Below are 21927 nucleotides of genomic sequence, written 5' to 3'. Positions count from 1 at the left end.
GACGCTCGTGTGTCTCTTCCTTTTTCTTTTTCTAACTTCCAACGCCTCTAGCTTACCCACTCATATCGAAAGAAAACTTCTCCTATCTTGCTCTTTCACGCGCTGTCCATCACACCATTCCAATGGCGGAAGCAGAAATGACGAGGGATGAGGGCAACGCAATTGCCAAATACGCACTTTCTCCAAAAGTAGTTGACGCTTTTGTACATATATAGGTGTAGGTTTTGTTCTTGGTGCTGCAATAGGCATCCTGTCTCGTGGGTTAGCCGCGCCTTTTGCGCTCAGAGGTGCTGCTCCTGCACTCCCATATGAATAGTGTTTGTATTGAGCGTAGGGAGGTAGATACACATGCTCTCAGAAACCGAAGTGAACCGCCTGGAGACCCTCTCAGAGGAAATGATCAGGGAGATTGAAAACACGGCCACATCTGCCGAGGCCGCCGTGGTGTACGGCAAGATCGGACGCGCCTGCTCCAGGGCGCTGGCCCAGGAAGCTGCGCGCAACGCGCTTCGTACCACACGAACGCAGCATACTACGAAGTTCCAGAGCGCCCGTCAAACTCGCCTCCAGGCTCGTAAAGGTGGGAGTAATTCCTCGACGAGCCAGTCACAGCAGCAGCCCGCGCAGCCACAGCAGCGTCGAGCCTAAGTGAACCATGAGGAATCACCGGGCCTCATCCTCTTTGGAACCGCCATTCCGAACGTGTGCGGAAGGTATGAAAGCTCGGTGATGTTCTCCTCTTTTTTTCGGGGTATGTCACCGGAAGTATTGCGAGACCAGAATTTGGCCCGTCCTTTTGCGCATCATTTGGTGAGACATCCATGAGATGGCATGAGACACCCATGGGACTCCGGTGAGAATGGAGGCGAGCTTAACGGTACATCTCCGGTACATTTTCCAGCCAAACCGGTACCTTTACCATTTTTGCCTCTCCTTTTTTGTGTTAAAAATGAGAGGGAGTTTTTCATCTATGCCACGTCTCGACTTTTTCAAACAGAAATACGATGAGAGCACCGTCCTTGAACGGGCCAAGAAGAAAGCGAAGCAAGACATTGCGCTCCAGCGCGTGATCGAGATCGTGTACTTCGATCCCCAGGTCGATGATGCTGATCTCACACAGGCGCTTTCTAATGGCTCCGGCGATGATATCAACCCAAACGATGTCAAGTTACGTTTGCGCCCCCAGGCTCAACGCTTGATTGAGCAGGAACGCTCAAAGAACACATCTAAAGCTCTTGCACCTCAGGACACACAGACGCCAGCACCCCAGGGGCAGCAAGCATCGGAAGATGAGACGATCACCATCAATGCCAACGTGACGGAACTTCCTGGCACCTCTATTGATAGTTTGGAGGCCGAGGCCGTACGCATTGTGCTTAAAGCCCATACAGGGGTTTCACTCAATGCGCGGATGAAGAAGTGGATTATCTTCGTCTTCAAAACCTTTGCCCCCTTTGCCGTCCTGTGCCTGACGATTCCAGAGAGTATCTGGGTCTTTAGCCACATCTATTCCAAGACCGACCAGACGCTGGAAGTTCTGACAGGCATCTTTGCTGTCCTGGTTGATTTCGGTTATCTCTACCTCACGGTCCTGCTCGAACTCAACAAAGAAGCCATTTTTAAACGACGGCGGGCTGGCCTGGAGGTCGAGGACCATGAGTTGAAAGCCGTCCGCCTTCAGGAAAAGCTCTGGTGGATGGTTGCGGTCATGGATATTAGCGCTCAGGTGGTCTTCCTCTACGGCGCCACTAAAGATTCCACGTTTTTTACACATCAGGTGGTCTGGGCGCTGGTCGGCATTCGTATTCTCTCCTTGTTCATCACCATGTTTGTAGTGTCTTTCGCCGGGACGGAACTGATGACGGATGTCGATACCGTCGCCAATGAGCAGGTTGAGCGCGCTGCAAAGCTGCAACGGGTCATGACGACGCTTGGCGAAGCGAGAGCCAAGCAGAAAGAAGCCCGCATGAAGCTGGAACAGATGGAAGAGGATCGGAACCTTCGGCGAGAGGGAGAGCGATTCTTAACGGAATTGTATGCAGACGCACGCGAGGAAGCGAAACGCCAGCGTGAAGCGGTCAGGCGTATGCGCAACCAGGGCCTCGATGATCAGGAGAATGGCACGCTCCGTTAGTTTGATGAAGGGGGGACATGGGTATGCTCTTACGTACGCGTCACCAGATCCTCTCTGTCTTAGAATCCAGGGCGTACACGACGGGCGTACGCCAGATGAATGATGGTCCCGGTCATCGCATTCGCGTTCACTTCAAACGAGGGACGGTTGACCGGGAATTTGAATGTGTGGTGCTGGTGCGCAGCTCGCTCTGGTACGAGCACCGACTGAACTTGTATGGCATGGGACTCATTGAAATGGTGGTATGTGCCAGGCATGATAGCTGTCTTCCTATTCCGGTGTGGTCTGTGGAAGAGGGGAAAGTCTACAACCCTGGTGAGACAGCCCACCCCCTTTCAGCGCTAGAGAGCAAAACGTTTCGAGGGTCTCGCTCAGGGCATGCGCTTTTTGTCGCAGCTATTCTTACCCAGAAACAGGAAGCCCTCACATTGCTCGAAGATGAAAGGCATATTCCACGCTCGACACGCTACCGCTTGAAGGCCAAAGTCCGGGCCTATGCAAACTTGAAGCGTGGGAAACGCCTCAGGATTGAATAGCCACGAAGGAGAAACACATGGAATGGATTCTCGGGTTTCTTACAGTCATCACCTTGTTCTATGTTCTTGCCGTGGCGAGCCTGGCATGGTGGCTCAAAAACCAGCCACGCCCCTATCACCAGCTCTGGAGTGAGAGCTATCGGCGCTCTGTCGCGAAGATGCAGTCCTCGCTCTGGATTGTCTGGGTGATGCTTGGCGGCCATGCCGCTGCCTTTTTCCTTCCCTCGATGATAGGAGGAACGCCAGAATTGCGCTGGAGCGCATCAGCGTTTGCGCTTTTTGACCTGCTTGGGGCAATCGTGCTCTACGGGCTCTGGCAATGGACCAAAGCCCTTCAGCATCAAGTCATGGCAGGGACACGAAAAGACCGCTATCAGGAACGATACGACTTCTAATAACAAGCGCAACATGGCACGTCAGCAGTGATTGCCATGCCCATCATCAAAGCCTTTGCTTACTGGTAAAAAGCACGAAGAGCGAGCAGGTTTTAAGGTGGAGCGTGAGCAATCGGTGCGAAGAGTGAGCAGGTCAACCATTGACCACTTGAAAAACCGCTCCCCATGTGGGGCACTGGCATGGAATGCTGTGAGCAACCCAGCGAAGGCGCCCCACTTGGTAAAGAGGCCGATGGTTCGGATGAAGGTGGTCCAATGATGGGAAATCAGGCCGGAGCTTCGGCCTAGCAAGAAACTGCTGCATACCTCTTACTTCTCCTTTTCCTGATGAGCAATGGCAGTTGAGCGGCCTAAGAAGAAACGTAACAGAAGCAAGTAGCCGCACGAGACAAGAGTGAAACCAATAAAGCCAGCCACACTTGCGAACGCAGCTGGACCACCCACTCTATCAGGAAAAAGAGCACCATAAATGCACGCCATCAAGAAAAGCAAGCAGAGGGCGTAAAAAGGGAGACCGCTCAAGAGAGCCATATGTCTCTGGACACGCTCCTCTTCTAACCCAGAGGAACGACGAAGAAAGCGGGCGACAAAGTAGATAAAGGCTGCTCCAAGAAGGATGTAGAAGATGAGAAGCAACAGCCACGCTGTTCCGATGAGAAGGTTCAGCCACGAAGGAGGAGCGATTTGATCTATCAGGAGCAAAACGGAGTCAAAAGCCACGAAAATGCCTATACACAATCCAAAAAACACGTGTGCAGCCAACCAAAGACGGAAAAACAGAAGTATATCTAAGGAGAGAGGTCCGATCTTTATTTTCATAGCAGAATCCTTTCTGGAGACTTTCAATCTCTCATTCATCTAACGGGCAAAAGCGGGGAAATTCGCGTGCGAATTGACAGAAACGATCCAGAACGATCCGCCTCTCAAGCAGTTTCTCTCATTGTCAATAGTTGAACTGCTCACTCTTCGCACCGATTGCTCACGCTCCACCTTAAAATCTGCTCACTCTTCGTGCTTTTTACCACTTACCCCACATTTGCTTTCCACGCATGTGTGGGGGTTTCTTTTTGAAGGGAACCCATTATGCGAGACCTTACAAAAAACGTGCTGCTGCTTCTTCTGCTTGTCTGTGTCCTCTTTGTCTTCTGGAGCTATGTCCGCGCGACACCTACAGCCCAGACGCATGCGCAATCGTCCTCAGTCACAGCGACCCCAGCGGACACACACTCGGCAGAGGAATCACACCACCTCGTACGCGTTAACCAGTGGGATATGAGCCAGTACGCCAACCAGCAAGAATACGACGACTGGCACCTCTCGACCTGCTCCTCTGCCGCACTGACGGTGATCATCAACTACTACACAGGGCAGGCCTACCGTCTCACAGACATCCTGCACGCGCAATTGGCCGTCAATGCCATCTCCGTGGAGCTGGGCCTGCTCGACGACGAGGGCATCACGCGCACGGCCGCACGCTTTGGGCTAGGCACAGCCATCAGCCATATGCGTACCCTCGATGAGCTGATCGCGCTGGCACAGCGAGGGGAACCAAGCATCGTCAGCTTTCCCCCACCGGCCTTTGGTGGAGGCCATATCGTCGTCCTGGCCGGGGGAGACGCGCAAACCGTCCGCCTCATCGACTCCTCGCGCCTCAATATGCAAGTCATGGACAGGGTCACATTCTTGAAAGACTGGCGAGGGTTTAGCGCTCTCCTTCAGAGAGGCGCCTGAAGAACACCTGAACCCCTATCAGTAGGGCTACAAGGTGGTATAACCAGCCCTTATAGCATCTGCGATAAGGGCCTTTTCAATGAAAATATATCAGAACTTCTAATCAGGCATAAAAGTCTACCTATAACCTATAGACCAAGAGGGAGCCTTTTGTTCTGTAAAAGTGAAGGACCTGCATCTCGCAGCCTTTGTTTATGGAACCGGCTTTGTTTTTAAAGGGAAAGGAGTTGCATAGACTTGAGAAAGAGGTATCCCTATCGTTTGTGCAAACAGCGTATCAAAAGTATAGGTATCGGGACGTACGTCATCTTTACTTATGGAGACACCCCCGCATACTCCAGGTTGTAAATCCAATTGCTGAATGAGCGTGCTTGCATGCAAAAAACGGAGGTGATAAATCAATCCATGATCAGCTGGACAACTTCTATTTCTTGTATCCGTGAACGTTGGCAGAGCCGAGGCCGCGTTATACAGCTTTTGAACAGCATCTCCTCTGGTAATCGTACGAGAGAGAGGCGCAAAGTGATTGAGGGGGATCAAACTATCCCGCTCTACGTGGAGTACCGTTGGTTCAGATAGTGTTGACGTGCTGGCTACTGATCCACAACCAGCCAGTGAAAGAAAAAGAATAGATAGGAGGAAGCACAATTTCCATCTCATTAAGAGACACCTCATTTCTCAATCCTGTACAAATGATGGGAGAGCATAGCTGTGCATCTATCTTCCATTGTTTCCTCTATTAAAGACGTAGCACTTACTGTTTTTGTTACATTTGTACGAAGAGATAGAACCAGCCCTTATAGCATTTGGTGTTAAGGGCTGGTTGCATTTCTAGATCATTCTCAATTCTTCTGAAAGTAGCCAATAATCCCAACAACTGTCCCCAGGAAAATAAGAAGAAGGGAGAAGAGTGGGTAATAGAAAATTACAGCTTGTGACGGTGTACCGAAAGTTTGCACAGCCAGCTCATTGTTCGCTGGTTGTGCAAGACCCACACCTAGCAAGGCAATCACGATACCTAGAAGCATCGTCCTTGTTGACTTCATGTCTTTTGAAATCCCCTTCCATGCGTTGAATACACTGTTCGCACTTCATGCTTAGATTAACGCAAAAGCAAAGGTAAAGTAAAGTGCATCAATGTTAGGAATGGATAGTCAAACCAGCCCTTATAGCACCAGCTATAGGGGCTTTTCTTTTGAGGAGAAACAATGAGTCCCTCTCTTCTGGATGAATATCTTGCTGGCCAGCGCCAACTAACACGGGTCGTGGTCTCCGTGAGTGGCGGGAAGGACAGCATCGCCATGTTGCTCCAGGTACTAGAAATAGTACCCCACGACCTGGTAATCGCTCACCATCAAATTGTGCTGGAAGATTGGCCTGGAACGGTGGGGTATTGTGAAACGGTTTGCCGACGGTTAGGCGTTCCGCTCTACTGCACACAGGCAAGCTACAGCGGCTATGAATGTTTGGAATGCCACCATCGCTACCTTATCTCATGTGCGACGCTTTCAATCCCCTGGTGTCGGGCCTGTGGCTCTCGTCAGGCGAAGTACCTACGCCAAGTAGAAAGCGTGCTTGACCTGGTGGAGTGGCGGTAAGCATGGCCCTCTCTTTCGGTTCGCTTCTGTACATCCTACTTTAAGCGCGATAACTTCAACTCCTGGGCCAGGGCCAATGCTTACCTGCTGGGTGATCATCCAGTGACCTGTCTGGGTGAGCGGGCCTTAGAGTCTCGTGGACGGGCAAAGTTGCCTGTCTGGCGTGAACGTTCTGGCCTGAAGCAGCGGTGGATGTATGAATGGCGTCCTGTGCTTTCCTGGCGACGGATTGAGGTCTTTCAAAAGATGCGAGCCTGTCAGGTCGAGCCTCACTACTGTTATGAGCTCCAGGGCATGACCAAGCAGGACATGTATGAAACAGACGTGGAGGGCGGCCCCCGGATGTCATGTGTGATGTGCTTTCTCAAGAGTCCTGAGCAGCTGCGCACTGGCTACTACACCCAGGAGGGCCGGGCAGTTATGGAACGAGCGTTAGCCATTGAAGCGAAGACAGGACACACGATCCAGCATGGACTCGCCCTTGCTGAGATGTTGGCGTAAAGATATATCCAGCCCTTATAGATGGTGCTATAAGGGCTTTGGAGGCAAGATCAATCTACAGCAGCGCTCAGAAAGTTTGAGGTCTGCAAAGAGATGAATTGTCCCTCTTCTACCCCTAAAAGCACTATTCGCTTCTGCTATCATAAGAGCATGTCTTGAGATGAGAAAATTGTAAATTTCACTGGAGCATATGGAAGATGAGATGCTTGCGAGTGCTGTGAGCAGAAGAAATATATTACTTTGTTGCATACTGCATATTTTGCTTACACAAATCTCTCCCATGAAATCCAGCTTAAGGCACCCTCTAAGAGAAACAGAGAAAAAGGAGCAGAAATGGATACATGGCCTTTTTTAGAAGATGCGAGTGAAGAGCCGAAAATGGGTTCACTCTTCGAGAATCCTTTCCATATCGAAGATATTATGGTCTTTGATGACTCCACCTTACACCGCTTGCTGGCAAGTAGAGGAACGGAACTAGAAGTGACGCGCCTTGCTCAAAGTCTCCACGGCGTATCAGATGTCATAATCAAGCGTATCGAATACTCTCTTCCAACTGAGCAACAAGCCTACTTTCGAACAATATTGCTCCTCCCGATATCAGACGATCAGATCCGTCAAGCCCGTGAATATGTGCTCAATGTGCTCTTCTGGGATTTGACCTACTGGAAAACCCCTCAATGGTACCACGAGTTAACAGAAGGTGAGTTATTGCATCCAAGCATCTTCGAGCAGTTGGAGCCTGATATACATCATCACATCGTCCTTGATGCTGCAGCAGGGAGTGGGCGTGCTACCTTTGAGTGTTTACGCCATGGAGCAAGGCTGGTCTACGCGGTAGATCCTGCTCCAGAGTTATTGCGTATTCTGGAACACAGGCTGTTCGACGAAGGAGAATCTGAGCGTGTGATCTTACGTCAGGGGAGTTTTGATCACTTGCCGCTGGAAAATGATAGCGTCGATCTGGCCCTATCTTGCTCAGCGTTCCAGCCAAAGGAAGCCCAGGGAGGCGAGTCTGGATTGGCCGAATTGTGGCGTGTGACGAAAGCGGGTGGCAAAATTGTGATGATTTGGCCACTACCACAGGATTATCATTGGTTTGCCAGTCATGGCTTTCAGTACCAATCATTCCCCCCACTTCAAGAGCCAATGGTACGTTTCCGATCCAGGGAAAGCGCATTGCGTTGTGTAAAACGCTTCTATGCTAAGCGCCCTGAGAGTCTGCGCTATCTTCTAGAACACGAGCAACCAGAAATCCCTTACTCCATATTAGGCTTCAAACAGCTGAGCGACTATTGCTGGCTTGTCGTAGAGAAGGGAGGGAGTCTTTAACCATCACGCTTTGTCTGCAATCACGAGTAGCCGCGTGATTGGTTACTCTCGTTTCGATCCACACCCCACTACAAGTCGCTACCACCCTTACAACTCAAAATGATGTTTGTCTAGATTTCAAGCTCTTATAGCTGGTGTTATAAGAGCTTTTCTTATGGAGGCTGATATGGAGAAAGAAATAATCCAGTTAGAATAGCAGTCATTGTGTGCTCTGGTTGCATGGATAGTCGATGGTATAGGTTTTCTCCCCTTTAGTGAAGAGTCAAAACCTGCTGTTGATGCACCGCTTCGTACTCGACCAGATCAGGACCAGCATATTGAAATTGTTAACAAGCGACACTGTTGGGGCGCGGTCTAGTAACACGCGCTCCTCCGGTTTCGATTTGGCGTTATTCCCTGCTCTTTAAGCGAATAGTTCAGAAGGAGAAACACCTATGTCGCGTGCTTTGATACCTGTAGCACCTGTTTCCTCTAGCACCTCAGAGAAAACCCGACGTGGTCGCAAGAAGAAAGAGAGCGCTACTGATGTTACGCCCCAACAACCACCCTTCGATATTGGCCAGGAGCGTGCGCTTACCATTGAGCAGACAGCGCAATATCTGGGCGTTGGGCGTCCTAAAGTCTATGACTACCTCCGAGACGGCCTTCCCTCGGTCAAACTGAGTGATGGCGTGCGTCGCGTCATGCTCTCTTCACTCATTGCCTGGCTCAAAGAGCTAGAGACGCGCGGTGTTGTGTAGGCCCTTCCCCTCTGTAAAGGCGAGACGAGACGAGGTATGCCTCATCTGGTCTCGCCTGTTTCTTTATAAGTTTTGTGGTCTCAGACCAGAAAGGAACCTCTCTATGTCTAAAAGTCTGGATTCTATTGTTGTCACTCTGGGTACTGGTGTCGCCGATGAACGCGCCAAAGGACCTGTACAAAGCTATCAGGACTTGCAAGAGCGTGTGCAGTTACGAGCGAGCTTGTACGAGGGGTTGCAATACATGGAGAGTGAGTTGCAAAGACTTCAGCGAATCGTTCGGTCTCTGCCAGCTCTCCCGCCAGAGCGAGAAGTCCTCTGGGCAAATGCGGTGCTTGCCCTGCCGAACCTGGCCTTCCTGGAGATTGATACCACGGGTCTCTCCGAAGACGCCGAGATCGTACGCGTGACGCTTCTAGATCGCACGGGCACCCTCATTGAGGACATCCTGATCAAGCCCAAGCATCCTCTCACGCCACATCTTAGCGAGATCAACGGGTTGCGCAATGAGGATCTGGAGCACGCCCCCTCGATTCACGAGGCCTGGCCACGGATCGAGCAGTATCTTCAGGGTCGCTATATCGTGAGCTTCGCGCAGGATTTTGACCGGGAGAAGCTCAACGAGACAGCCCTCCGTGAGCAGCTCCCTCGCATGAATTTTATTGGTGAGGATCTCCGCCCGCACCTGGGGCATTTTCTGAATGATAACTACATCAAGCTGGCAGATGCCTGCACACATATCGGACATCCACTTCCTGAACGCCCTTATCAGACAGGGATTGACCGAGCCAGGGGACAGCTACACACCCTGCAAGCCATGGCGAATGCGGTCACCTCGTGCAGCACGGTGACGCAAGCACTTGGCTCGGAAAATAGCGAGGATCACCCTTTCGAGACTGGCGACCATCCTTTTTAAAAGCAACATGAATGCCGTCTACCATTGAAAAAAGAAGCTGAGAGCCACGTACAAGATCATTCTGTACGTGGCTCTCAGCTTCAGAAAGAACAAGAGGAACAAGAGAATGACAGAACCGAAGAAGAGAGCACGTGGCCCACAAACGAGAAACTTGGTGAGGGTGTTTACAAGAAACGAGCTTTATTCTTTGCAGGAGGCCGCGGAAAAGGAGGGGATCGGCCTATTGTTTCTGGTAGCACTCAGCACAGGCCTACGACGGGGAGAACTGCTCGGCCTGCACTGGCAAGACCTGGAGATGGAAACGCGAGCCCTCTCCATTCATCGGAGCGTATCGCTCTTCCCGAAAAGTGACTTCTTAGAACGGGAGTGCGCGCCTCTTCACCAGCGAGCAATCAAACTTCCCGCTTTGCTCGTACAACACCTCCAACGCCATCAGCAAGTGCAACACGAGGTACGCCAGCAGGCCGGTGAGGAGTGGGAAGAAAGGGGCCTCGTCTTTCCCAACGAGAGGGGAAACTATCTCTCACCTTATCGCCTCAGCCAGTGTTTTCAGCAGGCCCTGGAAGAGGCGAACCTTCCTTCCACCCCGTTTCACGCTGTGCGTAATACGACCATCTCTTTGCTGCTGATGCTTGGAGCCGAGCCCAGAGTGGTACAGAGCATGTTAGGAGTCAGTTGGCGCGATACCTCCACGATATCCATAGCACCTATCACGCTCGACCACTATGAGAATGCGATACAAAGAATTCTTGATTTTCTCCACAATGAAGGCGAAAAAGAGTAAGCAAAAAACGCGCACACAACGCCCAGGGAAGCCTCTTTGCTATCTTATAGCCTAACCTCAAACAGAGGCTTCTTGAGGTTTTCAGCAGGATTTAGCAACAAAGACCCCATCAAAGGTGAAAGCGAGGTCGTTATGGCAAGCAGGAAGAAAGACGGTAAGGGTTCTAAACGGCGCAGGAAGGTTCTGCCCGGCAACTGGTCCGTTTACCAACGGGCAGGTGATGGTCGGTGGGTCGCAAAGTTTAAGGTCGAGGAGACCGGGCGCTATAAGGAACTGTATGCCCAAAGCGAAGATGAGGCCTACGAAAAGCTTCAGCAGGCTCTATTTGAGCAGAAACAGGGCGTGCTCGCGACAGGCCCGAAACAAACAGTGGGCAAGTACTTAACACAGTGGCTGGAAGAGGTACATAAGCCAACCCTTCGACCGAGTAGCTATGCTCGCTACCACGGGCTTCTTAAGAACCATATTCTTCCCGCGTTGGGGCACATCCAGCTTCAGAAGCTAACGGCGCAGCAGATCCAGACCTTCTACACGCGCAAACTGGAGGAGGGCCAGTCTGCGAGCTCTGTCACGTCCATGCACAAGGTTATCCATAATGCGCTCGCCAACGCTGTGCGCTGGCGGCTTGTTACGCACAATGTCTCCGAGCACGTTACGGTCCCCAAAGAATCCGCGCGTCGCGTACAGCCTCTCTCGATAGAGCAAATACAGAAGTTTTTGCAGGCTATCCAGGGGGATCGCCTCGAAGCTTTTTTTATTCTGGCCCTCACAACGGGAATGCGTCACGGGGAATTACTGGCCCTGCACTGGAGCGACTTCAATTTTCAGGAGATGAGCGTCTCCGTGCAGAGGAATGTGAACTACCTCGCTGATGCGAATGGCGTTTGCCATTTCGTCGAAGGAGAGCCGAAAACAAAACGGAGCAAGCGCAAAATCTTGCTAACGCGTTTCGCCGTCGACGCTCTGAAGGAACAGAGAACCCGGCAACTCCAGGAGAGGCTCAGGGCTGGCGATACGTGGGAAGAGCGCGATCTGGTTTTCTGCACGCGCGTAGGCGGGTATCTCTTGAAACCAACTGTTATTGCCCATTTCTACTCGCTGCTGAAAAAGGCCGAGCTCCCAAAGGTGCACATCCACGACCTGCGGCATGGGGTCGCGACACTACTCTTAAGCCTGGGTATTCACCCAAGGCTGGTACAGGAAATCCTCGGTCACGAGAATATCGACACCACTATGAGCACCTATTCTCATATTCTCCCCACCATGCAAGCGGAGGTTGCGGAAAAACTCAATACCCTGTTTGAAGGGCTAATTTGAGCGTTTTTCGGGGCGTTTTGGTGTCATTATTGGTGTCAACTCTTTAAAACTTCGAGAGTCGACACCAGCAAAATGAGGTGAGGAGCCGCTTTAAATGGTAGGGAAAGAGTGAAAATAGATGACACCTTCTGTTTTATTTGCACAAAAGAGGGAGGAATTGCCTCTGACCAAATTTTGGCGAATGATAAGCGTACCTGAGGGTTGCCCTCCTTGCGAGATTGGTAGGCGATTGAACATGCATAGGTGCGCCTGCATTGTTTGAGCCTGGCGGGCAACGATAACTTTCGCCTCTGCTGGCTTGGCAATCCCCAGACAGACGAGCTATTTCACCGGGATAACTGGAGCAGTATTGTAGTACAGTACTGCTTGCTTGTTTTTCGCATCTATCGCATAATTTTACTGGGTTTTTTGAGGTGAGAGCAGGGACACATCTTCACTACCAGGGATAGGGGCGTGTGAAAAGGATAGGGGACCTCTATATGTCGAATGCCAAGCAGACCGAGCGTGCCACTCCTGGGTCGTGTGAGACGCTCCTCCACATTCTTGAAGCGCTTCCTGGTGCCTTATTTGTCATCGATGGCACCGAGAAGATCGTGTATGCCAATGCGAGCGCGCAGGCCATGCCAGGCGCCACACCAGAGGCACTTGTCGGGAACAGCTTCTGGCGTGGTGCTCCTCACCTGGTGAACACCACGCTCTATCAAGCAGTGCGCAAGGCCAGACAGGCCCGGGAACCAACCGAAGTGGAGTATATTTCTCCCGTCACCCAGAACTGGTTGCATGTGCAACTCGTTCCGACCGCTGGGGGGCTGGTGTTGCATGTCCACGAGAAAAGAGCACCAACACGACGCCAAGAGACGTCTTCCCCAGACGAACACCTCGCCGCTGATGTCCTGGAGAACATGTATGTCGGAGTCGGATTTCTCACGCCCGAGGGGATCTTGTTGGACATCAATGAGGCTCCGTTAGCAGATGCGCAGATCCGACGCGAGGAGGTGATTGGCCAGCCGTTTGCCCAAACCCCCTGGTGGACCTTTTATCCCGCGAGTCAAGATCAATTACGCGCAGCCATCACACGTGCCAGCAGGGGAGAAACGGTGCGTTTCGAGACGCTGGTTCATCCTAGGGAGGGGATGGACCTTCACCTTGAGGCAACGATCACGCCCCATAGGGACGTGGATCACCACGTCGAGTACCTCGTCTATGTCGGGACCGACATCACCGCGCGCAAGCGAGCCGAAGCAGAAATCCATGCCCTCATCGATGCCATTCCCCAGTTGGTCTGGACCGGGCGACCAGACGGCTCTGTCGATTTTTATAATCAACGCTGGCGCGACTATACCGGCCTGAGCGCCGAGGAGGTCGAGGGGGATGGATGGATGCAGTGTACGTATCCTGAGGACCGGCAACGCGTCCTGGAGACATGGCAGCGCGCCGTCCAGACCGGCAGGCCCTATGAAGCGGAACAGCGCCTGCGCCATGGCACGACCGGGGAGTATCGCTGGTTCCTGATGCAAGCTACGCCCTACACAGATGCCCAGGGCACGATCCTCAAATATGTTGGCACCTGCACCGATATACATGACAAAAAGCAGGCCGAAGACGAAATCCGTGTTCTGGCCGATGCCATCCCCCAAATCGTCTGGATGATGCGCCCCGATGGTTCTGCTGAATATTGTAACCAACGCTGGTACGACTATACCAATATGACTTCTGAACAATCTCAAGGGGATGACTGGCTCCAGGCCATCCACCCCGATGACCAACAGCGCGTCCTGGAGAGGTGGCAGCGTGCCGTCCAGACCGGCAGGCCCTATGAAGCGGAACAGCGCCTGCGCCATGGCACGACCGGGGAGTATCGCTGGTTCCTTGTCAGAGGAGTGCCACACAGAGATGATCAGGGGATGATCCTGAAATGGTTTGGGACTGCTACCGACATCGAGGAGCAGAAACTGACGGAGGAAGCCTTACGCCAGAGTCAGGAGCGCGTGAGCGTCTTGATGAACTCCAACATTATCGGGATCTTTGTCGACGAAGGCGATCGGATTGTGGACGCTAATGACACCTTTCTGCGCATGACCGGCTATACCCAGGAAGACCTACGGGAAGGGCGCATGAACTGGTTGCACATGACCCCTCCAGACTATCTAGCTCGGACCTTAGAGGCCCATCAGGAGCTTGCCGCGCAGCAGTCGATAACGCCCTATGAGAAAGAGTACGTGTGTAAAGATGGTAGTCGCCTTCCAGTGCTCGTGGGTGGGGTGATCTTACAGCATCACCCATGCCAAGCGATCGGCTTTGTGCTGGATAACACCGCGCGCAAGGAACTCGAGCAACGCAAGGATGACTTTATCAGCATGGCCAGCCATGAACTGAGGAATCCCCTGGCTACTTTGAAACTACAGACCATCTTGCTGCACAGGCAACTGGCCAGGCAAGGCACCTCGGCTTCGGCTCTTTCCAGCATGCAGACCCAGATCAACACACTCACAAGGCTGGTAGAAGAGTTGCTGGATGTCTCCAAGATCCAGGCAGGCAGACTGGAGTATGTCCAGGAAACGGTGGATCTCGACGCGTTGCTGCGAGAAATTGTCGATACCATGCAGCAGACCCATCCCAGTCATCGCATCCTGATGCGTGGCGCGGTGCAGACCAACCTGCTTGGAGATCGAGACCGGCTGGAACAGGTCTTCACCAACCTGATCAGCAATGCCATTAAGTATTCTCCAGATGCCCAGACCGTCGAGATGGATCTCTTCACCTCCCCTGAGTCAGCGACCATTCGGGTCCGCGATCATGGCCTGGGTATCCCGCGAGAGCAGCGCGACAAGATTTTTGACCGCTTCTATCGGGTCACTGATCCGAAGCAGAAGGCGATCCACGGCCTGGGTATGGGGTTGTACATTGTGTCGGAGATCGTCAAGGGTCATGGGGGAACCATCACGGTGGACAGCGACGTCGGGAAAGGCTCGACCTTTACGGTGGCCTTTCCCCTCAAGAGAGATGCCTGAGCGTGGAAAGCACGCCACGCAAGTGCATCACACACGTTATCTCTCGCCTTGATGGTGGCGGAAGGCGCTTGTTTAAATAGCGAGAAAAGAGTAAAAATAGATAACACCTTCTGTCTTATTTGGGGAAGCTGGTGTATTTGAAGGAGATTACATTTGACCTTCATGCAGACAGGTAAGCACCCGTTGTACCTCAGGGCTATCAGAGACGGCCTCAACTGGGAACCATGCCACATCCTCTAGCATTTTGTGCTCCGCCTCTGCATCTTCTGGATCATATCCCAGCGTAACTTCCGCCTGAGCATCAATTTCAACGAGAAAGACCTCCGACGTGCCTAAATCGTAGGGGAGCGTGAAAAGGAAACGGAGAACTCTTCCTTTCAAGCCCGTCTCCTCTTCCAACTCACGTAACGCAGCCTCTTCAGGCTTCTCTTGTGGCAAGAGTCCACCCCCTGGTAAGATCCATGAAGAGCTTCCGTCACGCCACCGATGCTTTACTAGCAGAATTTCCTGGTTTTGATTGCGGAGAACCGCGGCAGCAGCCCGCGGTCTGGTAGATGTCGATGTCATATCGATGCCTTTCAACTTTTGTGTCCCCTATTGTATCATGAAGAAGCCGCTTGTATATCACAAGTTGCTCTCTCACCTCCGCTATTTTTTTAACAAGAAAGCGAGAGCCATGCGTACTGAATATGAGGCCACATTTCCTGATGTCGATTTGGAGGAGATACGCCAGCGCCTTAAACAATGTCGGGCCCGGCTGGAGCGCGAAGAATTTCTCCAGAAGCGTTACGTGTTTGACCTGCCAGAGGGACAGGATATTCCTGGCGCATGGTTGCGTCTACGACACGAGGGAGATCGGATTACCCTGACGCTGAAAGCTATCACAGGTCAGGCCATCGAACTACAGCAAGAGCTCGAAATCGAAGTCAACGATTTTGAGCAAACATCAGTGTTACTGAGTATGTTGGGATGTCGCAGACGTGCCTACCAGGAGAGCAAGCGTGAGTTATGGGACCTGGATGGCGTGCAAATTACCCTTGATACCTGGCCGTTCTTAGAGCCCTTTGTTGAGGTCGAGGGACCATCTGAGCAGACCGTACGAGATGCCTGCGCCCACCTCCAGCTGCCCTACGAGGAGGCCATCTTTGGCTCCATCGACCAGCTCTATGCCCGGCGATATAATATCTCGCGAGAGGTCATCACCCGGCAAATCTCTAACCTGGCCTTCACCGAAGACTCATGCCATGAATTCAACCACTACATAAACCAGTAGCCGCGTACAGTAGCCGCGTACGCAAGTAGCGGGATGGAGTATCCGATGACAGAAGCAGACGCGCTGCGAGAGCGCGCATACCAGGATCGTATGAGCCTGCAAGAGGCGCTTGAATTGTGCGACGCCCTGCCAGGTGTCGAGATCGAGACCATGCTGGGCAGGTGGCGTGGGAGCGAGGTCTCCACCCATCACCCTATGGATGGGATGCTGGAGGCCTTTGGCTGGTACGGCAAAGAGTTTATTGATCGCGACCATGTTCACCCTCTCTTATTTTCTGATAACCATAACCAGATCTTCGCCATCGATCCCAAGCGCCTGCCCCTTTCTCTTGTGCTCAAATTGCCCTTTCCACGCAACAAACTAACGCGCCAGTTGATAATTATGACGCGCTTCCTCTTGCAGACCCGCCAGGCGAAGGCGCGTGTGCGCATGGTGGAGTATCGCGGCAAAGTCAGCGCCTCCATGCTCTATGACAACCTGCCGATCTGCGACACCTTCCGCCTCATTGATCAAGACACGCTTCTGGGCATCATGGACTTCAAAGGCATGGAGCAACCCTTCTTTTTTAAACTGCACCGCGACAAATAGCCGTTTATAGTATAGGCCCGATGCTACTTATGTACGCGTCGGACCTATATTGGTTCTTCTTGTTCATACTGTTTAATAGTGTGTCTCGGTGTATATGTCCGAAAACCGCCAGCAAGCATGCAGATTTTCGCGTAGAATGATGTCATCAAAGCAACAATAAACTTACAATATATTAATTGCGGAGGGATAGAAGCTAATATGACACAACGTGAAAAAGCGGAATTACTTCTACGCTTACAGCAGCGTGGCTCCTCGTTACTACTGCCTAATGCCTGGGACGCGGCGAGCGCGCGCCTCTTTGAAGAGGCAGGGTTTTCCGCCATAGGCACCACAAGCGCGGGTATTGCCTTTAGCTATGGTTATCCCGATGGGGAGCGGATGAAGCGTGAGGAGATGCTCCAGGTTATCGCACGTATGGTCTCAGTTGTTCAGGTTCCGGTGAGCGCGGATATTGAGGCTGGCTATGGGCCAGCGCCCAGGGACGTGGCGGACACCGTTCAAGGTGTTATTGAAGCCGGGGCAGTCGGCATTAATCTTGAGGACAATACTGGCAATTCCACACATCCACTCTTCCCGTTAGAGGCGCAGGTGGAGCGCATCGCAGCCGCACGTGAAGTGGCGGATCATGCTGGTCTCCCCCTGGTTATCAATGCGCGTACCGATACTTACCTGGCGCAGGTAGGTGAGGGAGAGGCGCGCCTGGAGGAAACTATCCAGCGTGCCAGGGCTTATATTAAGGCAGGTGCCGATAGCATCTTTGTTCCCCTGCTCCTCGACCCGGAAATTATCCAGATCCTGGTGCGCGAAATTCCCGTCCCGCTCAACCTTCTCTCGCTTCCTGGCGGACCATCCGCACCCGAACTCTTTCAACTGGGCGTAGCGCGTATCAGTATTGGCCACAACGCCATGCTTTCGACCATGGGCCTGGTGCGCACTATTGCCAACGAGCTCCACGAACAGGGCACCTACGAAACCATGAACCGCTATTTTTATGGCTTTGCCGAGTCCGCGGCCCTGTTTTCAGTTTCTTAATAGTGTGCTGAACAAAAAGAGGCGCAGAAGGATTCCCCTTCTGCGCCTCTTTTTGTTCAGCACCCCTTAAATTCTACCCCTCAAATAGTACTACGCTCCCTTGTTTTATATACAAATATATAGCAAAATAGGTGAGGTGTAGAAAAAGCGCTTTTTCTGTAAATTAATAGGCATAGACATAGCCTTGTGGCGTAGGAGCTTCGCTCGCATGGATAGCAAAAATTTGTCTCCTTTTGAAGACAAGAACAACGATGTATGGAAAACTGTTTCTTCTCAACCGGCCCAGCCGACCGGCTCTATGAAACCATTAAACTGGTGGTACCAGGTTGCCACTCCCACTGATCCAGAGGCCAAAACCTCTTTTGCCGTGCAGGATAAGCTTCGCCGATCTCGTCTCGCCAGCCTTATCCTTCTCCTTATGCTTGTTGTCCTTGTCTCTTTTATCCGACTCGCACTCCTCGCTAAAAATCCCCTGTTATTTCCCATTATTCTGACCGCTATTGGGATTTGCTTACTGGTTCTCTTCCTCAATCGCCTGGGACATGTGACCCTGGTAGGAATACTAAGCGTGATTACGGTGAATGCGGCCATTATGCTCAACCTGATTACCTCGCCAAGTGGCATGTTGGACATGAATGGCTTTCTTACGTTTGACCTGCTCGTCTTCTCAGAACTGGTGGCGGTCTCGCTGCTCCCGCCGAGCAGCGTCTTTTTTGTGGCTGCCCTCAATATTGGCTGCATTTGGGGAGATATCCTCCTGCAACCGCACGCCCCCGATCTCGAACATTTCTGGCTTATAATGTCGTATACCCTGCTTGTGCGCCCCATCGCTTTGCAGATTGTCGTTGCGGTCGTGACCTACTTATGGGTGCGCGGCGCCCTACGAGCCTTTAAGCGCGTAGACCGTATCGAGGAGGTTGAGCGTTTGCAGCTCGCGCTAGCCGAGCAGAAGCGTGACCTGGAGGTTGGCATTCAGCAGATTCAGCGGGCACTGGTGGAGGCGGCAAACGGCAATTTTGCCACGCGCGCACCGCTTGCCCAGGAGAATGTGCTCTGGACGGTTGCCGTCTCGCTGAATACGCTACTCTCACGCTTGCAACGCTCTAGCCAGTCAGAGCAAGAGTTACAGCGCATCCGGGGCGAGGTGTTGCGCCTGGTGAATATCGTCAGTGAGTCGGAGGCGAGACGCGTCCCGCTGCGCCTTGCCCCCACCGGTACGTTGCTCGATCCACTTTTGAAGAACCTGGCTGGTCGCTATCTTCTGCAATCCGCCTCGGGCGACCGCCCCTCGCGCCCTTAAGTCCATGTCAGCATGGACCCTACAAAAATAGGGTAAGGAGTGTGGGAAGTGGCACAACAACAGCCGCTTCCCACACTCTTTTACCCTTCTTGGCCCGTGTAACGAACCAAACATATATATATCTGCTTGCCTCTGTCATGTCTGTATCTCTTTTTTCTCTGTAGTTAGAATGTACATGCTTAGTGTTAAGTACTTTTTAAGAAAGATGTATATCTGGTAATTTTACTGTGAACAATATATTAAGAAATTTATTATGGATAAAATGTATGTATGTTGTAGGAAAAATGTAGACAAATAGCTATTGTATTCTTGAAAGCTCAACACTACACTGTCTTCTAGGTATCAAAGAAGATCTTTTCTCTGCCTTCGATGATATCGAGTTTCTTTGCCCTGTCAATCTGTATCTACCAGATAACTCTCTGTTTGCTGTCTTGTATACCTTACCCGCAACTGCGCAACAGTCAGAATGTCTTGGACGCCTGACTGAACGCCTGGCTGCTTAAGTATGCATTACAATTTTTCAGACCAGGAGCTATGCATTATGGTAGATATGAATGAGCGTTATGCTCGCCGTTTATTTTTCAAACAGGCGGGCGCATTAGGCCTCTCCGCCGCCTCTCTCTCCGCCTTTTTAGCGGCATGTGGTAGCGCCACTTCAACCACCACTGCCTCCTCCGTTGACCTTGCCGGGCCAATCGCTATCGAGACGCTTCTTGAGAAAGCGAAAAAAGAGGGAAAGCTTGAAGCAATTGGCATTCCACCCGAATGGGCCGACTATAAAGACATCCTGGATACCTATACCTCGAAGTATGTAAAGGTGCAGTACCAGGCCGAGGCTGAGTTCTCATCCGCCCAGGAGCTGGAGGTCTTTAAAAAATCAAAGCTTCATCCCCATGGCGATATCGGCGATGTCGGCTTTAAATTCGGTCCACAGGCTGTTCAGCAGGGACTGGTGACTCCATATAAACATTCCAAATGGGATGATATCCCCGCTGAATTGAAGGATCCTAAGGGCAACTGGTGTACCGAGTATTGGGGCGCCCAGGCCTTCATCATTAATACAGACCTGGTAAAAAATGAGCCGACCTCTTTCAAGGATCTGCTCAATGGCGATTATAAGAATATGGTTGGTATCGATGGCGATCCACGTGAAGCCAATGATGCCTTTATCTCTGTCTACAGCGCCGCGTTGGCGACGAGCGGTAGCCTTGATAGCATTCAGCCAGGCATTGATTTCTTCGCTCAGCTCAAGAGAAAGGGTAATTTTACCGTTGCTCGTTCGAGCCTGGCCAATGTCACCAAGGGCGAGGTCGCTATCGCGATCATGTGGGACTACCTGGGCTTAGGCTTCCGCGATCAACTCAAGGGTAAGCCCAATCTAAAGGTTATTATCCCCTCGGATGGCTCTATTGCCGGTCCCTATGTCTCCATTATCAACAAAACGGCCCCAGATCCCTACGCAGCGCGTCTGTGGATGGAGTATATCTTCTCAGATGAGGGCCAGTTGAACTACCTGAAGGGCTATGCGCACCCTGCTCGCTATCAGTCCCTGGTCAAGGCTGGCAAGGTTCCAACTGAACTGGCGGCCAAACTTCCACCAGCCGAACAGTATGCTAATGTGAAGTTCGTGACAGACCTCAGCAAGCTTGATGCTGCCGCGACCGCGCTCTCCAATAACTGGCAGTCCCAGGTGCTTGGGCAGTAATTGCTTTTCATGCTTCTCTTCGATTGAGAAGCGTTCATACTCGTGTGAGGGCGCAGGATGTATGCTTGCCCCTCACATGTTCTTGTAGAAGGTGGTGTGATGGACGTTCCTGTTATTCCAGGCACAGATACAACTCAGGTCACGCTTAGCCGCTCTGTCAAGCGCCGCTCAGGCATACGTTGGGGATATTCGATGGTAAGCTGGTTGGGCCTGGCTCCGTTCCTTGTGTTTTGCCTACTGTTTGAAATTCTACCGACCCTTGTCATCCTCCAGAGCAGTTTTACGGATGATCAGGGAGCCGCTACGCTGGACAATTATCAGCGAATTCTCACGCAACCCAGCACGTTACGTGCCTTCCAGACAAGCATCTCGCTCTCGCTGGTCTCCGCGCTGATTAGTGTTGTTATCGGCTTTATTGCGGCTTATGGTGTCTATACCATGCGCACCAGCTGGTTGCGCAATCTGCTTATAGGTTTTTCCAGCCTGGCCGCTAACTTCTCGGGCGTTCCCCTGGCCTTTGCCTTTGTTTCGACGTTGGGGGTTACGGGCTTTGTGACGGTGCTCTTTAAGACGTGGTTCCATGTCAATCTCTATGATCTGGGTTTCAATCTGTATAACTTCTGGGGCCTGGCTCTTACCTACGTCTATTTTGAACTGCCGCTCATGTTGCTGATCACTGTTCCCGCGTTAAGCGCTTTACGGAATGTGTGGCGCGAGGCGGCGACTAATCTGGGCGCATCGACTTTTACCTACTGGCGTAAGGTGGCGTTCCCGATCCTCCTCCCATCGCTTATCGCGGCACTGATGTTGCTCTTCGCTAACGCCTTTGGCGCCTTTGCCACGGCTTATGCACTGGCGCAAGGCAATATTAACCTGGTTACGATCCTGATTAGCTTCGCGGTTGCAGGCAATGTGAGTGTCGATGTAGGCCTGGGAAATGCCCTGGCCGTAGGGATGATTCTTGTCCTTGTGATCTCTGTCTCTCTCTATGTGTTTATGTTGCGTCGCGCCAGCACCTGGCAGGGAAGGTAGGGGAA

22 protein-coding genes are annotated in these 21927 nt (G+C 52.0%); 19 read left to right on the top strand and 3 right to left on the bottom strand.

The window, feature by feature from the left end:
- Positions 1-348 precede the first annotated feature (348 nt).
- The 4 genes from KTE_RS30030 (at position 349) to KTE_RS30015 (ending at position 3065) form a co-directional block, all read left to right on the top strand.
- Entirely contained in the window at positions 349-648 is a 300-nt protein-coding gene (locus KTE_RS30030) for a hypothetical protein (protein ID WP_201387962.1), read from the top strand.
- Positions 649-970: 322 nt separating this feature from the next.
- The gene (locus tag KTE_RS30025; RefSeq protein WP_201387960.1) at positions 971-2134 is read left to right on the top strand and encodes a hypothetical protein; all 1164 of its coding nucleotides are present in this window, start codon (positions 971-973) and stop codon (positions 2132-2134) included.
- 23 nt (positions 2135-2157) lie between these two features.
- Entirely contained in the window at positions 2158-2670 is a 513-nt protein-coding gene (locus tag KTE_RS30020; RefSeq protein WP_201387959.1) for a hypothetical protein, read from the top strand.
- Positions 2671-2687: 17 nt separating this feature from the next.
- Complete coding sequence (locus tag KTE_RS30015) at positions 2688-3065, top strand: hypothetical protein (protein WP_201387957.1); 378 nt, start codon at positions 2688-2690, stop codon at positions 3063-3065.
- 309 nt (positions 3066-3374) lie between these two features.
- On the opposite strand, the gene KTE_RS30010 is transcribed toward KTE_RS30015, so the two are convergent.
- Positions 3375-3884 carry a hypothetical protein gene (locus KTE_RS30010; RefSeq protein ID WP_201387955.1) on the bottom strand — a complete coding sequence of 170 codons (510 nt, stop codon included), beginning with the start codon at positions 3882-3884 and terminating at the stop codon, positions 3375-3377.
- A gap of 264 nt (positions 3885-4148) precedes the next feature.
- On the opposite strand from KTE_RS30010, the gene KTE_RS30005 reads away from it, so the two are divergent.
- Complete coding sequence (locus tag KTE_RS30005; RefSeq protein WP_201387953.1) at positions 4149-4796, top strand: hypothetical protein; 648 nt, start codon at positions 4149-4151, stop codon at positions 4794-4796.
- 842 nt (positions 4797-5638) lie between these two features.
- On the opposite strand, the gene KTE_RS30000 is transcribed toward KTE_RS30005, so the two are convergent.
- The gene (locus tag KTE_RS30000) at positions 5639-5842 is read right to left on the bottom strand and encodes a hypothetical protein (protein WP_201387952.1); all 204 of its coding nucleotides are present in this window, start codon (positions 5840-5842) and stop codon (positions 5639-5641) included.
- A gap of 162 nt (positions 5843-6004) precedes the next feature.
- Between KTE_RS30000 and KTE_RS47995 the strand changes: the two genes are divergently transcribed.
- The 8 genes from KTE_RS47995 (at position 6005) to KTE_RS29965 (ending at position 14992) form a co-directional block, all read left to right on the top strand.
- Positions 6005-6394 (top strand): ATP-binding protein, encoded by a 390-nt coding sequence (locus KTE_RS47995; RefSeq protein WP_236600740.1) that lies wholly within the window; start codon positions 6005-6007, stop codon positions 6392-6394.
- Positions 6395-6496: 102 nt separating this feature from the next.
- A complete protein-coding gene (locus KTE_RS47990; protein ID WP_236600739.1) occupies positions 6497-6895 on the top strand; it encodes a phosphoadenosine phosphosulfate reductase family protein in 399 nt (132 codons plus the stop codon).
- Positions 6896-7135: 240 nt separating this feature from the next.
- Positions 7136-8224, top strand: coding sequence for a class I SAM-dependent methyltransferase (locus tag KTE_RS29990; RefSeq protein WP_201387950.1), 1089 nt, complete (start codon positions 7136-7138; stop codon positions 8222-8224).
- Positions 8225-8658: 434 nt separating this feature from the next.
- Entirely contained in the window at positions 8659-8964 is a 306-nt protein-coding gene (locus tag KTE_RS29985) for a helix-turn-helix domain-containing protein (RefSeq protein WP_201373172.1), read from the top strand.
- Positions 8965-9067: 103 nt separating this feature from the next.
- Complete coding sequence (locus tag KTE_RS29980; RefSeq protein ID WP_201387948.1) at positions 9068-9880, top strand: exonuclease domain-containing protein; 813 nt, start codon at positions 9068-9070, stop codon at positions 9878-9880.
- A gap of 106 nt (positions 9881-9986) precedes the next feature.
- Positions 9987-10664, top strand: a complete 678-nt coding sequence (locus KTE_RS29975; protein WP_236600738.1) for a tyrosine-type recombinase/integrase — start codon at positions 9987-9989, stop codon at positions 10662-10664.
- Between the two features lie 132 nt (positions 10665-10796).
- Complete coding sequence (locus KTE_RS29970) at positions 10797-11981, top strand: tyrosine-type recombinase/integrase (protein WP_201387944.1); 1185 nt, start codon at positions 10797-10799, stop codon at positions 11979-11981.
- 479 nt (positions 11982-12460) lie between these two features.
- A complete protein-coding gene (locus KTE_RS29965) occupies positions 12461-14992 on the top strand; it encodes a PAS domain S-box protein (protein ID WP_201387941.1) in 2532 nt (843 codons plus the stop codon).
- Positions 14993-15139: 147 nt separating this feature from the next.
- Here KTE_RS29965 and KTE_RS29960 read toward each other — a convergent pair whose 3' ends face one another.
- Positions 15140-15559, bottom strand: coding sequence for an NUDIX hydrolase (locus KTE_RS29960; RefSeq protein ID WP_201387939.1), 420 nt, complete (start codon positions 15557-15559; stop codon positions 15140-15142).
- Between the two features lie 109 nt (positions 15560-15668).
- Between KTE_RS29960 and KTE_RS29955 the strand changes: the two genes are divergently transcribed.
- The 6 genes from KTE_RS29955 to KTE_RS29930 all read left to right on the top strand — a co-directional run bounded on the left by KTE_RS29955 (position 15669) and on the right by KTE_RS29930 (position 21922).
- A complete protein-coding gene (locus tag KTE_RS29955; protein ID WP_201387937.1) occupies positions 15669-16265 on the top strand; it encodes a class IV adenylate cyclase in 597 nt (198 codons plus the stop codon).
- 45 nt (positions 16266-16310) lie between these two features.
- Complete coding sequence (locus KTE_RS29950) at positions 16311-16853, top strand: DUF4334 domain-containing protein (RefSeq protein WP_201387928.1); 543 nt, start codon at positions 16311-16313, stop codon at positions 16851-16853.
- Between the two features lie 198 nt (positions 16854-17051).
- Positions 17052-17885 (top strand): isocitrate lyase/phosphoenolpyruvate mutase family protein, encoded by an 834-nt coding sequence (locus tag KTE_RS29945; protein WP_201387926.1) that lies wholly within the window; start codon positions 17052-17054, stop codon positions 17883-17885.
- Positions 17886-18093: 208 nt separating this feature from the next.
- Positions 18094-19185, top strand: coding sequence for a hypothetical protein (locus KTE_RS29940; protein ID WP_201387925.1), 1092 nt, complete (start codon positions 18094-18096; stop codon positions 19183-19185).
- 541 nt (positions 19186-19726) lie between these two features.
- The gene (locus tag KTE_RS29935) at positions 19727-20890 is read left to right on the top strand and encodes an extracellular solute-binding protein (RefSeq protein ID WP_201387923.1); all 1164 of its coding nucleotides are present in this window, start codon (positions 19727-19729) and stop codon (positions 20888-20890) included.
- A gap of 99 nt (positions 20891-20989) precedes the next feature.
- Positions 20990-21922: an ABC transporter permease subunit gene (locus KTE_RS29930; protein ID WP_236600737.1), complete on the top strand. Its 933-nt coding sequence runs from the start codon at positions 20990-20992 to the stop codon at positions 21920-21922.
- Positions 21923-21927 lie beyond the last annotated feature (5 nt).

The sequence above is a fragment of the Ktedonobacter sp. SOSP1-85 genome (genome assembly GCF_016587415.1).
Lineage (GTDB): Bacteria > Chloroflexota > Ktedonobacteria > Ktedonobacterales > Ktedonobacteraceae > Ktedonobacter.
Note: the sequence above shows the minus strand (reverse complement) of the source record. Positions and strands in the feature narration are given on the sequence as shown.

Excerpts from the sequence above, each read along its gene's own strand:
- KTE_RS30030 (WP_201387962.1), top strand. The coding sequence starts at position 349 with ATGCTCTCAGAAACCGAAGTGAACCGCCTGGAGACCCTCTCAGAGGAA.
- KTE_RS30025 (WP_201387960.1), top strand. The coding sequence starts at position 971 with ATGCCACGTCTCGACTTTTTCAAACAGAAATACGATGAGAGCACCGTC.
- KTE_RS30020 (WP_201387959.1), top strand. The coding sequence starts at position 2,158 with ATGCTCTTACGTACGCGTCACCAGATCCTCTCTGTCTTAGAATCCAGG.
- KTE_RS30015 (WP_201387957.1), top strand. The coding sequence starts at position 2,688 with ATGGAATGGATTCTCGGGTTTCTTACAGTCATCACCTTGTTCTATGTT.
- KTE_RS30010 (WP_201387955.1), bottom strand. The coding sequence starts at position 3,884 with ATGAAAATAAAGATCGGACCTCTCTCCTTAGATATACTTCTGTTTTTC.
- KTE_RS30005 (WP_201387953.1), top strand. The coding sequence starts at position 4,149 with ATGCGAGACCTTACAAAAAACGTGCTGCTGCTTCTTCTGCTTGTCTGT.
- KTE_RS30000 (WP_201387952.1), bottom strand. The coding sequence starts at position 5,842 with ATGAAGTCAACAAGGACGATGCTTCTAGGTATCGTGATTGCCTTGCTA.
- KTE_RS47995 (WP_236600740.1), top strand. The coding sequence starts at position 6,005 with ATGAGTCCCTCTCTTCTGGATGAATATCTTGCTGGCCAGCGCCAACTA.
- KTE_RS29985 (WP_201373172.1), top strand. The coding sequence starts at position 8,659 with ATGTCGCGTGCTTTGATACCTGTAGCACCTGTTTCCTCTAGCACCTCA.
- KTE_RS29980 (WP_201387948.1), top strand. The coding sequence starts at position 9,068 with ATGTCTAAAAGTCTGGATTCTATTGTTGTCACTCTGGGTACTGGTGTC.
- KTE_RS29975 (WP_236600738.1), top strand. The coding sequence starts at position 9,987 with ATGACAGAACCGAAGAAGAGAGCACGTGGCCCACAAACGAGAAACTTG.
- KTE_RS29970 (WP_201387944.1), top strand. The coding sequence starts at position 10,797 with ATGGCAAGCAGGAAGAAAGACGGTAAGGGTTCTAAACGGCGCAGGAAG.
- KTE_RS29965 (WP_201387941.1), top strand. The coding sequence starts at position 12,461 with ATGTCGAATGCCAAGCAGACCGAGCGTGCCACTCCTGGGTCGTGTGAG.
- KTE_RS29960 (WP_201387939.1), bottom strand. The coding sequence starts at position 15,559 with ATGACATCGACATCTACCAGACCGCGGGCTGCTGCCGCGGTTCTCCGC.
- KTE_RS29955 (WP_201387937.1), top strand. The coding sequence starts at position 15,669 with ATGCGTACTGAATATGAGGCCACATTTCCTGATGTCGATTTGGAGGAG.
- KTE_RS29950 (WP_201387928.1), top strand. The coding sequence starts at position 16,311 with ATGACAGAAGCAGACGCGCTGCGAGAGCGCGCATACCAGGATCGTATG.
- KTE_RS29945 (WP_201387926.1), top strand. The coding sequence starts at position 17,052 with ATGACACAACGTGAAAAAGCGGAATTACTTCTACGCTTACAGCAGCGT.
- KTE_RS29940 (WP_201387925.1), top strand. The coding sequence starts at position 18,094 with ATGGATAGCAAAAATTTGTCTCCTTTTGAAGACAAGAACAACGATGTA.
- KTE_RS29935 (WP_201387923.1), top strand. The coding sequence starts at position 19,727 with ATGGTAGATATGAATGAGCGTTATGCTCGCCGTTTATTTTTCAAACAG.
- KTE_RS29930 (WP_236600737.1), top strand. The coding sequence starts at position 20,990 with ATGGACGTTCCTGTTATTCCAGGCACAGATACAACTCAGGTCACGCTT.